We start from the raw sequence: 10,779 nt of genomic DNA, 5'->3' as shown, positions 1-10,779 counted from the left end.
GGAATTCACATCATGGGCCACCACCCGGAACAGCGGAAGTTACCGCTGATCGCCGTGCACGGAGAGACGGCCGCGAACGCCGAGCAGCGGGTGACCGAGCTTCTCGATGCTGCGGGCGCGAGCCCGGCTGAGGCACACACCCTCATCGCGGCCATCCAGGCCGGCGCCGTGCAAGGCGCTCATGGCGAAGTTATCGAGCTGGACACGCAGGCCCCGCCCGGCAGCAGCGACCAGGTCCGCCAAGGCTGGCTTCGCGCGGTCGAGGCGATCGGCGGCAGGCTCCCCGCATTGCCGACCGCACCGTCCGCCAGGCCCGAGTGAGAGCCGCCGCCCTTGAGACACCGTCGCCCGCGCCGAGCGAGACTCCGCGTTCCGTGCCCACGCCCGTCGACAGAGTGGGGGCCCTCAGCCCGCCCGAGACCCGCAGCCGTATCAAGAAAATGCTCAAGGAGTTGTGAGTGAGCACCACCAAGCCCGATCCCGCCGAACTGGACTTCTCTGGCGTCACCTGGGAGAAGAGCCCGTTCAGCGGGGGCAACGACAACTGCGTGGAGTTCGGCGTGATCGGCGGCCTGGTCGCCATGCGGGACTCGAAGCGGCCCGAGCAGACGCCGCTCGTCTACAGGCGGGAGGAGATCGGGGCTCTCCTCGCTGGAGCGAAGGCCGGCGCCTTCGACCACCTGGCCTGAGCCGACAGCGGCCGTACCCGAGAGGGCCGCAGCCGAAAGACGGCGGCCGACCCCAGCGTTAGTGGGGTCGGCCGCCTTCGTCATCGTCGTAGATCTGGGCAACAGTGCAGGTGAAGCCCACGTTTCAGGCCGGATCCCGCCGCCATCCGGCACGCTCACGGCCCCACCACGCTGAACAGCGTCTGGGCGCCCGGCATCACAGTGGTGTACGTGGGCAAGGCCGCTGGCCGTCAAGGGCTGAGCAAACGGCTGAACGCCTACCGCCGCCAGGGCCACGGGCGCATTGCCGGGCACAGCGGCGGCGTGTACATCTGGCAGCTTGCCGACTCCGACACGCTCCTGGTCGCCTGGCGCACCGTGGCCGAGCCCCCGCCGGCCAGGCCGAGGCGGAGCTGATCGCGGAGTTCACCTCGATTCACGGAGCGCTCCCCTTCACCAACCGCAACCGGGGCTCCTCGATCTTGCGAGGACCGCTGGCCTTATCGATGCAGATGGCCCCTTCCGGCCTGCCCCGGCTCCAGGGGCAAACCGGGTGCAGCTGCTTCCAGTCAGGGATGGACCCACCGCTGAACAGGATCAACGGCTTCGTGTGGGGCCGCTTCAAGCCGGAACTGAACACGTGCGCGGGTGCGTGCCGGACCGATTTCGATGGGGCCAGCGGCACCGATAACGCCAACCAGCCTTGCTGACAGCAGCCACGTCACAGGGTGGGGAGCAAGAGCAGGTCGGGAGCACGAGCCGAGCGCGGTTCGGGCGCGGGTGCTGTTGCGCCGTGGTGAGGGGCCTGAAAGGCTACTGGACTTGCGCGGGTTGTGCCTCCTGCTGTGACTCGGCGGGGGCGGATGGCGTGGGCTGGGGTGCGTCGGGGGAGGTGTAGTACACGGAGCGCCCCTGCTTGGTGCGCTGGGCCTGGCCCTTGGCGACGAGGTTTTCGACGGTGGTGCGTACGACGGTGTTCTTGACGCCACGTTCGGGGTGGGCCTGGTCGAGAGCGGCGGTGATCTCGACGGTGGAGCGTGGTTCGCTCTGGTCAGCGAGATGTTGGCGGACCAGTTCGATCAGCGAGGGCTCTGCCGCTGTTGAGGGCGCGTCCCCGGTCTTCTTGGCCGGCTTGCGGGCTCGTTCGCGGCTGGGCGCAGTGGTGGTCTTCTTGTCCCGCGCGGTGGTGCTCGTGCGCGAGGCGGCCTTCTTACGGGGGGCCGGCACGGTGGCCTGCTCAGGTGCCGCGGGCTCGACAGGTAGGGGAGTGATGCCGAGTGCCTTCTGCATGGTCACCAACACGGTGTGGTCGTGCTGCAAGGTGGCCAACTGCTGCTGCAGTGCAGTGATTTCCCCGCTGACCCGATCCTGTTCCTTGAGGTTGTGCTCGAGGTCGCTGGTTACCTGGGCGGCGTATTGCGAGGTCAATTCCGTGGAGGCGGTCGTGTTCTTGGACATGATGCTGGCCTTTCCTTGTGTCACAGCCGCAGGGGGTCTGTGACGGCCGGGGCCTGGCCCCGTGCGCGGTGCAACGACACGGACTGTGCCATGGCGCAGGGCTTGGCGTAGAAATAGTACGGACGGACGGGAAGATTGTTCCGCACGGCAACCGTCCTTTCTCCGGCCCCCTCACGTCCTTGGATGCGCACGTGGTTGGCAGCGGAGAGTCGGGAAGCTTCAGAGTCAAGCTCAGCTGAAGATCCGGGACCTGCAGGACCTCCTGTCTCAGGCCCCACGGCAACGAGACCTCACCCGGGATGGGATCCGGCTCGTCTACGACGGCACCGTCCCGCACATGTCCACGGCCGACGCCTCGGACACCGTGATCGCGCGCGCCGATACCTGCGGGTTCACCACCGGGCCGTGGGACGTGACCGTGTACCGCGCCAGCATCACCAGCACGGAGGCGTGGCTGCGCATCCTCGACTCCCACCACCTGCACCACAGCGACACTCTCGTCGCGCTGGCCCTGACCACGCTGATCGTCGGCTACGACGCCGTCATCACCGTGTGCCGCTGTCAGTTTCGGCAGCGCTGGCGACCTCGCGGATCTGATCTTCACCGGCTCACCCCGCGCGCCCACACCTGTCTGGCGGCCTGCGGCTCCAACCGCCGCACCACAGCAATTGCCAAGTTGGTGGAGTGATCCTCGCGTTGGTCCTGGGTATCCGGTGTCAGTGCGGCCCTGGATACTCACGCCATGCCGAACGCACAGCTTGACGCCGCCGCCTACTCCTGGGGTGTCAAGGAGACCGCCACCACCACCTCCGACGCCCACGACCTGCCGCATGCCCGGCACGGGAAGACGGCCGCACAGAAACTCGCCCGGTACCAGAAGCAGATGGCGAGGCGGAAACCTGCGCGCGGCACGGCCGCGTCGAAGGGCTACCGGACAGCATCCCGCGCGGCGGCCAAGGTCCACAAGAAGGTCGCCCGGCAGCGCCAGGACACCGCCCGCAAGTGGGCCAAGACGGTCGTGCGCGACTTCGACCAGCTCGCCGTCGAGGACTTCAAGCCGAAGTTCCTCGCGAAGTCGACGATGGCCCGCAAGGCCGCCGACGCCGCGATCGGGGCGACCAGGACCGCGCTGACCGAGACGGCCCGCAAACACGGCCGCATCGTGCACCTCGTGCACCCGGCCCACACCACAATGGACTGTTCCGAGTGCGGAGCGAGAACCAAGCACGCGCTTCCCCTCTCTGAACGAACCTACGCGTGCACCGCGTGCGGAGCCGTGTCCCCCAGGGACAAGAACTCCGCCCGCGTGATGCTCGTCCGGGTTGGTCTCAACCCGGCTGGTGCTGATGGCAGAAGTCCTCTGGGAGCGCCGCTCCCGGAGGCCACCTGAGCCAGGAATCCCCTTGCTTCAGCTGGGGGAGGATGTCAAGAACCTGCAATACGCGTCCGGGACCTGGCCGGTCCCGGACGCCGTCGACACCCAGTCAGACTCTCGGCCCGGGTCAGACGCAGACAGGTGCGGCTTCGCGGGCCGGCAGCTCGACTCCCAGGTTCTCGCGCAGCGTGGTGCCGGTGTAGTCCGGGGCGAGGATCTTCTCCCTGCAACCGCTGTTGTGCCGTTGGACACCCCGCGAGACCGTGGGCCCCCTGGTGTCGGCGAACCCGTTCCACGAGGGATCCGCCTGGGGTCTACCGACTGGGCGGTGTGTCCGTCGTGGTTGCCGGGGTGTCGGTGAGTGCCGGGCGCAGGGGGAAGTGGCAGGCCGCGGTGTGGCCGGTGCCGAAGGGGCGCAAGGCGGGCTCTTCGCGCGCGCACCGCTCTCGGGCCAGCGGGCAGCGGGTGCGGAAGCGGCATCCCGAGGGCGGGGCGACGGGGCTGGGCAGTTCGCCGCTGATCCCGATGCCGCGCTTGGCCCGTTCCACTTCCGGGTCCGGCACCGGAACGGCTTTGAGCAGGCCGGCGGTGTAGGGGTGGGCAGCGCGCAGATGGATGTCGTCGGCGCTTCCGACCTCGACCATACGGCCCAGGTACATCACACCGATCCGGTCGGCGAGGTAGCGGACCACCGCGAAGTCGTGCGAGATGACGAGGTACGACAGGCCGTGCGACGCCTGTAGCCGCTTCATCAGGTTGAGCACCTGCGCCCGTACGGATACGTCGAGCGCTGATACCGGCTCGTCGGCGACGATCACCTTCGGAGTGAGCGCGAGCGCGCGGGCGAGACCGATGCGCTGGCGCTGGCCGCCGGAGAACTCGTGCGGGTACCGCTCCAGGCCCTGCTCGGGCAGGCCGACCTCGGCGAGCAGCTCGGCGATGCGGGCCTTCTGCTGGCGGGCGGTGCCGATGCCCTGGATCCGCAGGGGTTCACGCAGGATGCTGCCGACCCGCATGCGGGGGTCGAGGGAGGAGAACGGGTCCTGGAACATCATCTGCAGGTCGCGGCGGCGCCGGCGCAGCTCACGGCCGCGCAGGTGGCGGAGGTCGGTGCCGTCCAGGGTGACCGTGCCCGCGTCCGGTCGGTCCAGGCCGACCAGCAGACGGCCGAGTGTGGTCTTGCCGCAGCCCGACTCGCCGACCAGGCCGAACGTCTCGCCGGCACCGAGCGCGAGTGAGACGCCGGAGACGGCGTGCACGACGCGCCTGCCGCGGCCGGGCAGCCGTTTACCACCTACCGGGAACTGCCGGACCAGGTCGCGGGCTTCGAGCAGCGGCTGGGTCGGAGCAGCCGCCGGTCTCGCGGCGGGGCGGGGTCCGGCAGCGCCGGCGGCCAGTGGCAGGGGGCCGCCGGTGGGATGCCAGCAGGCGTACCGGTGGCCCTCGGGGCCGTACGGGCCGGTGAGCTCCGGCTCCTCGTCACGGCACCGCTCGGTGGCGTACGAGCAGCGGTCGGCGAACCGGCACCCGCCCGGCGGGGCCGTGAGGTCCGGGGGCAGGCCCGGGATGGTGGGGAGTCGTCTGGCCGGGTCCTGATCGAGCCGTGGCACGGAGGACAGCAGGCGCTGGGTGTACGGGTGGCGCATGCCGCGAAACAGCGCGTCGGTCCCGGTGCTCTCGACAATGCGGCCGGCGTACATGACGTTGATCCGGTCGGCGTGGCCTGCGGTGACGCCCATGTCGTGGGTGATGAGGATCATCGCCATCCTGAGCCGGGTGCGCAGGTCGGCCAACAGGTTGAGGATCTGCGCCTGGATGGTGACGTCCAGGGCGGTGGTGGGCTCGTCGGCGATCAGCACCCGGGGCTCGTTGACCAAGGCCATGGCGATGAGCACCCGCTGGCGCATGCCGCCGGACAACTGGTGGGGGTAATCTTTCAGGCGCTCACGGGGGTGCGGCAGGCCGACCAGGCCAAGGACCTCGGCGGCCCGCTCGGCTGCCTGGGCGCGGGTGCGGCCGCGGTGCAGCAGAACGGGCTCGGCGACCTGGTGGCCGATGGTCTTGGTGGGGTCCAGGGCCGTCATCGGGTCCTGGAAGACCATCGCGATCTCGTTGCCGCGCACCCGACGCCGTTCGTGTTCGGGCAGTCCGACCAGCTCTCGCCCGTCCAGCACGACGGAGGAACCGCCGACCAGCCGACCGCCGGGCGGCAGCAGACCCATGAGGGACAGGCCGGTCATGGACTTGCCGCAACCTGACTCGCCGACCAGGCCGAGGGTTTCACCGGCTTCCAGGGTGAAGGACACGTCGTCCACGGCGCGCACAACGCCACGACGGGTCCTGATGTGCGTGGTGAGGTTCCTGACCTCGAGGAGGGATGGCATGCGGCTGGTCCTCACATCCGCCGTTACATCGGTCACGGGCGTTGCAGGCGAACGTCCAGGGCATCATGGACGGCGTCGCCGATCAGGTTGAACGCCACCACGGTGGTGATCAGGATCGCCGCGGGCGGGTACACCAGCCACCAGTAGCCGTCGTACAGGGAGCTGAGGCCGGCGGAGAGCATGGCGCCCCAGTCGGCATGCGGCGGGGGCAGCCCGAGCCCGAGGAAGCTCAATGCCGAAAGGGTGAGGATCGAGTCGGCGACGGTGAAGGTACCGCTGACGATGATGACGCCGACGGCGTTCGGCACGAGATGGCGGACCACGATGCGTCCGCCGGCGCCGCCCATCATCCGTGCCGCCTGGACGAATTCCCGGGTCCGCAGGTTGAGGACCTCACCCCTGACGAGGCGCGCTGCTCCGAGCCAGGACAGCAGCGACAGCAGGACGATGATCAGCCAGAGGCTGGGTGTGAACAGGCTGACCATGATCAGCAGCAGGACGATGCCCGGGACGGCCAGGAACGTGTCGATGACCCGCATCATGACCGCGTCGACGATACCGCCGGCATAGCCCGCCACGGCACCGTACAGCGTTCCGATCACGGTCGTGGCGAGGGCTACCGCGAAGCCGAGTTCGAGGGACGACTGCCCGCCCGTCATCAGCCGTCCCAGCACGTCGTATCCGGAGGCGTCCGTGCCCAGCGGATGCCCGCCGCCGGGGGCGAGGTCGGTGAGTCCGAGCTGGACCGTGGACTGGTCGGTCCGGTACAGCAGCGGCCCGACGAAGCAGAACGCAGCGATCACCGCGACCATGCCCAGTCCGACCAGCGCCCGTCGGTTGCGCACGAACGCCGCCGCCAGCAGCCGCCCGGAGCCGCGCGGCACGGTGAGGGGAGACACGGGTTCAAGTGACGTGGGTGCGGCGTCGGACGAGCCCGGCGATTCGGGCGTGTCCACGGGTTCAGGCGTCGACATAGCGGATCCGGGGGTCGAGGAGGCTGTAGGCGATGTCCGCGAGCAGACTGCCGATGACAGTGGCGACACCGACCACCAGGGTCGACCCGAGCAGGATGGGATAGTCCTTGCTGGTGGCGGCCTGGTAGAACAGCAGTCCCATGCCCGGGTAGTTGAACACCGACTCCGCGATCACCGCGCCGGCGACGATGCTCGGAGCGGCCAGCCCAAGGACGGTGATGACCGGCAGCAGGGAGTTGCGCAGGACGTGCCGGCGCAGGACCAGCCGTTCCGGCAGCCCCTTGGAGCGGGCGACCTGTACGTACTCCTGCGCCAGGGTGTTGATGGCCGAGGACCGCATGTAACGGCTGAAACCGGCCACGCTGACCAGGGTCAGGGTGACCACCGGCAGGACCAGGGCGCGCGGGTCTGCCAGGATGCCGCCGACGGACTCGGCCTGTGGGGCCTGGGGCGGCAGTAGGTGGAACTGTACGGAGAAGACCGCGACCAGCAGCAGCGCGAAGAAGAAGTCCGGCATCGAGTACAGCACGAAGGAGACGACGGTGAAGACGTGGTCTGCGACGCGGCCCCGCCGAACCGCCTGGAAGATCCCCAGCGGCAGGGCGACCGCGAGCGCGAGCAGGGTGGACAGCCCCAGCAGCACAGCGTCGCGCGGCAGCCGCTGCGCGATCAGCGTGGACACCGGCTGGTGGAGGGAGTACGACGTGCCGAAGTCGCCTTGGGCGGCCTGCTTCACGAACGTCACGAACTGCGCCGCCAACGGCCGGTCCAGGCCGTTGGCAGCGTTGAAGACGGCGATCCGCTCGGCAGTCGCCCGCGTTCCGAGCGTGGCCCGGGCGGCGCTGCCCGGCACCAGATGGATCAGGACGAACGTCAGGACCATGACTCCGAACACCACCACGATCGCCTGACCGGTCCGGCGGATGAGGTAACCAGTCACGACACGCCCGTCACTTGGTGTAGCCCCAGTCTTCGAAGGTGTTGGCGCTGGAGAAGGGGTTGAGCGGGACGACGCCTTGCAGCTTCGTCCGGTAGACCAGCAGGCCTTCGCGCAACGGCAGCCACATCCAGGGCAGTTGACGGGCAGCGTAGTCCTCGTACGTGGTGAACGCCTGGGAGGAGGAACCGTATTCGGTTGCCTTGATCAGTTGGTCCATCCTGGCGTCGGAGTAACCGCCGTAGTTGTTGTATCCGCCCGCGTCAAAGAACCCGGTGCCGTTGGGGTAGAGCGGATAGGGGTCGTAGCCGAACTCCGCCAGCTGCCAGCCGCAGGTGGACGAGGGATGGGACCGTGCCGTGCACGTGCCGATCGTGCTGATCAGCGTGTTGAACGGCTCCGACCTGAGGTTGACGGTGATCCCCGCCTGGGTCTCGGAGGACTTGATGGCGGCGTTCTGCTCGTCCGTGGTGACCCGGCCCGAGGAGTAGACGAGATTGAACGTCAGTGCCTGTCCCGCGGCGATGCCGGCTCCGCACTGCGAAGCGCCGGTTCCGGGCCTCTCACACGTCGTCCTCCCGCCCGGCACCACCTTCCAGCCGTGCGTCTGCAGCAGCGCCCTCGCCTTGGCGGGGGAATAGGGGTAGGGCCCGCCGGATCTCTCCAGCGCCGAGACCCACGGCCCGGCGGCCTTGACCGGTACCGGTCCGTTGCCGGGATCCGCGTAGCCGTTGTAGACCTTCGAGACGATCTGCGTGCGGTTGATCAGGTACTCGAATGCCTGGCGCACGTACAGCTGGCTGAGCACCGGCCCGACCGCGGAGTTGTGCAGGTTGGGCATGATGCTGGCCACACCCGGGATGGGCACGCTCGCGATCGAGTACCCGCTCGACTTGAGGGCCTCGGCCTGCTTGATGTCGTTCAGCGGCAGCGAGGCGACGTCGAGGGAGCTGCCCGAACGCAGGGCGTTGATCTCGGGAGTGTCCGTGGTGAAGGGCGACATGACGACTTTGCCGAGGATCGGCTTGGCGGAGCCGGAGTAAGCGGTGTTGGGTACGTAGCTGTAGTAGCCGTTGCTGCGGAACTCGGCCAGCTTCCATGGCCCGTCGACGACCTTCCACAGCGGGTTCGTGGCGAAGGCGGTCGTCTTCGCGCCTTCCTTCTGCAGGTAGGCGTACACCGCCTTCGCGCCCGCGGTGGTCGTGTCGTGGTCTCCGACCGCGCCCGTCGCGGAGGTCTTGTCCCAGGCGTGTTGAGGCAGCAGCGGAATGGTGCTGAGGACGTCGTCGGTGTAGAAGTCCGCGTTGTACGCCGTGGTGAGATCCAGCACCACCGTGTGGGCGTCCGGTGTGGACACCTTCGCGACGTCCTCCGGGAACAGTCCGACGAGATGCGCGTTCCAGTTGGAGTAGTTCGCCTTCAGCAGGTTGTAGACGAACGTGAAGTCCCGGCTGGTGATCGGCCGGCCGTCCGACCAGTTCCAGTGCTTCAGGTGGATGGTGAGCCGCTTGTTGCCGTTGGCGTAGTCGAGGGAGGAGAACAGGCTCTTCTTCTTGTTCACCACCGACTTCCCGCCGTCACCCGAGTACACCAGGTACGGCCACATGGCCTGGGTGAGGTTGGCGTTGTAGCCGTTCTGGTTCGTTGCCGGAGGCAGCGGAAAGATGAAGTCGGGTATCGCGCCGAGCTCCGCGACGGTGACCGTCCCGCCCTGCTTCACCGGGCCCTTCGTGGGGGCGGCGCTCGCACCGTTGGCGATTGCCCCGTTGCCGCCCCCGCTGCATGCGACGGCAGTCATCGCCAGGGCTAACGCGCCCACAGCCGCTTTCAGTCGACGTTTGGCTCGCATGCGTGTCCTCGCCTCTCTGCTGCGGTGACGCAACGCCCGAATCGGGTCCACATGAACAGCATGATCATGTCAACATCGCGAGGGACTTACCCGTGGCCGGTGCGATCCATGCCCGGAGCAACATCCTGTTCACATGCGATCCGATAACCTCGGCCGACCCAGTGGTGTCGGTGGCGCGTGCGGGGTGACGTCCTCGGCAACAACGGCGACAGCCGCGGCGAAGCGCGCCACGGCACCGGGCACCGACACGAACGGCGGCACCCCTGGGCTGACGGCGTTCACGAGCCGCCTCGGACGAACCTGACGACACATCAGAAAAGTCGGCAGAGAGTCAGCATGTGTCCGATCGGAGGTGATCGAACCTGCTGAAACCTGGGAACGAAGAGAGTCTCCCGAGGTGACCACCCTTGAGTTCGGGCACGCAGTTGCATCCCTGCCGGCCTGAGCCAACTCACCGGCGCCCGCCCACCTCGGCTCGGGGAACACCCGCATCTGCTGGACTGCCTTGCGGCGGTGCCTGATCCGCGCCGGGCCGAGGGCCGTCGCCATCCCCTCTCCTTCATCCTTGCGCTCGCCGCGTGCGCGGTTCTGGCCGGCGCGAAATCGCTGACCGCGATCGCTGAATGGGCGGCCGACGCACCGACCAGCGTGCTCAGCGCGCTCGGCGGTCCGAACCGCGAACCCACCGGCCCCAGCACTCCGGCAGAAGCCACCCTGCGCCGAGTCCTGCAGCACACCGACGGCGACGCTCTCGATGCGGCAGTCGGCGCTTGGCTCGCAGCCCGCGACCCCGGCCCCACGCCCGTCGGCCAGGACGCGAACCAGCTGCCCCGCCGCTCACTGGCCGTGGACGGCAAGACGGTCCGTGGTGCCCGCCGCACCGACGGCACCCAAGTGCACCTGCTCGCCGCGATGACCGGCACCGGCCTGGTCACCGCCCAACGCGAGGTCGGTTCCAAGACCAACGAGTCTCTGTATCCGGCATACCGGACGTCGGCACAGCCGTGAAAATGGGGTGTGGGGGACCGGACTGCCGGACGGGCTGACGATCAGTGACACGGGCCTGATCTCCGGCACTCCGACCACGCTCGGGACCAGCGACGTCACCGTCACGGTCACCGACGACACGGGCGC

General features: G+C 68.6%; 11 protein-coding genes and 1 pseudogene. 7 read left to right on the top strand and 5 right to left on the bottom strand.

Annotated features, from left to right (window positions below):
* The first annotated feature begins 12 nt into the window (after window positions 1-12).
* The 3 genes from ACIRR9_RS41495 (at window position 13) to ACIRR9_RS41485 (ending at window position 1,085) form a co-directional block, all read left to right on the top strand.
* The gene (locus tag ACIRR9_RS41495) at window positions 13-321 is read left to right on the top strand and encodes a hypothetical protein (protein ID WP_403763482.1); all 309 of its coding nucleotides are present in this window, start codon (window positions 13-15) and stop codon (window positions 319-321) included.
* 137 nt (window positions 322-458) lie between these two features.
* Window positions 459-689: a DUF397 domain-containing protein gene (locus tag ACIRR9_RS41490; RefSeq protein ID WP_403763480.1), complete on the top strand. Its 231-nt coding sequence runs from the start codon at window positions 459-461 to the stop codon at window positions 687-689.
* 210 nt (window positions 690-899) lie between these two features.
* Window positions 900-1,085, top strand: coding sequence for a hypothetical protein (locus ACIRR9_RS41485; protein ID WP_403763477.1), 186 nt, complete (start codon window positions 900-902; stop codon window positions 1,083-1,085).
* Window positions 1,086-1,481: 396 nt separating this feature from the next.
* Here the strand turns inward: ACIRR9_RS41485 and ACIRR9_RS41480 are convergent, their stop codons facing one another.
* Complete coding sequence (locus ACIRR9_RS41480) at window positions 1,482-2,126, bottom strand: hypothetical protein (RefSeq protein WP_403763474.1); 645 nt, start codon at window positions 2,124-2,126, stop codon at window positions 1,482-1,484.
* A gap of 337 nt (window positions 2,127-2,463) precedes the next feature.
* Between ACIRR9_RS41480 and ACIRR9_RS41475 the strand changes: the two genes are divergently transcribed.
* Together ACIRR9_RS41475 and ACIRR9_RS41470 are read left to right on the top strand one after the other, a co-directional pair.
* Window positions 2,464-2,814, top strand: coding sequence for a hypothetical protein (locus ACIRR9_RS41475; protein WP_403763471.1), 351 nt, complete (start codon window positions 2,464-2,466; stop codon window positions 2,812-2,814).
* Between the two features lie 87 nt (window positions 2,815-2,901).
* A pseudogene (locus ACIRR9_RS41470) lies at window positions 2,902-3,529 on the top strand (RNA-guided endonuclease InsQ/TnpB family protein); the annotation flags it as partial.
* A 286-nt stretch (window positions 3,530-3,815) separates the two neighbouring features.
* On the opposite strand, the gene ACIRR9_RS41465 reads toward ACIRR9_RS41470, so the two are convergent.
* The 4 genes from ACIRR9_RS41465 to ACIRR9_RS41450 all read right to left on the bottom strand — a co-directional run bounded on the left by ACIRR9_RS41465 (window position 3,816) and on the right by ACIRR9_RS41450 (window position 9,594).
* Window positions 3,816-5,885, bottom strand: a complete 2,070-nt coding sequence (locus ACIRR9_RS41465) for a dipeptide ABC transporter ATP-binding protein (protein ID WP_403763468.1) — start codon at window positions 5,883-5,885, stop codon at window positions 3,816-3,818.
* A 32-nt stretch (window positions 5,886-5,917) separates the two neighbouring features.
* Window positions 5,918-6,784 carry an ABC transporter permease gene (locus ACIRR9_RS41460; RefSeq protein ID WP_403763465.1) on the bottom strand — a complete coding sequence of 289 codons (867 nt, stop codon included), beginning with the start codon at window positions 6,782-6,784 and terminating at the stop codon, window positions 5,918-5,920.
* Window positions 6,785-6,845: 61 nt separating this feature from the next.
* Window positions 6,846-7,799 (bottom strand): ABC transporter permease, encoded by a 954-nt coding sequence (locus tag ACIRR9_RS41455; RefSeq protein ID WP_403763462.1) that lies wholly within the window; start codon window positions 7,797-7,799, stop codon window positions 6,846-6,848.
* A gap of 10 nt (window positions 7,800-7,809) precedes the next feature.
* Window positions 7,810-9,594 carry a peptide ABC transporter substrate-binding protein gene (locus tag ACIRR9_RS41450; protein ID WP_403763459.1) on the bottom strand — a complete coding sequence of 595 codons (1,785 nt, stop codon included), beginning with the start codon at window positions 9,592-9,594 and terminating at the stop codon, window positions 7,810-7,812.
* Window positions 9,595-10,074: 480 nt separating this feature from the next.
* Between ACIRR9_RS41450 and ACIRR9_RS41445 the strand changes: the two genes are divergently transcribed.
* Both ACIRR9_RS41445 and ACIRR9_RS41440 read left to right on the top strand, forming a co-directional pair.
* Entirely contained in the window at window positions 10,075-10,653 is a 579-nt protein-coding gene (locus tag ACIRR9_RS41445) for a transposase family protein (RefSeq protein ID WP_403763725.1), read from the top strand.
* A 7-nt stretch (window positions 10,654-10,660) separates the two neighbouring features.
* Window positions 10,661-10,779, top strand: a 119-nt coding sequence (locus tag ACIRR9_RS41440) for a putative Ig domain-containing protein (protein WP_403763722.1), incomplete at its 3' end; no start/stop codon positions are given.

The sequence above is a fragment of the Streptomyces sp. NPDC101234 genome (assembly GCF_044767525.1).
Taxonomy (GTDB): Bacteria; Actinomycetota; Actinomycetes; order Streptomycetales; family Streptomycetaceae; genus Streptomyces; species Streptomyces sasae.
The sequence above is the reverse complement of the archived record's forward strand: the minus strand, read 5'-3'. Positions and strand labels throughout refer to the sequence as shown.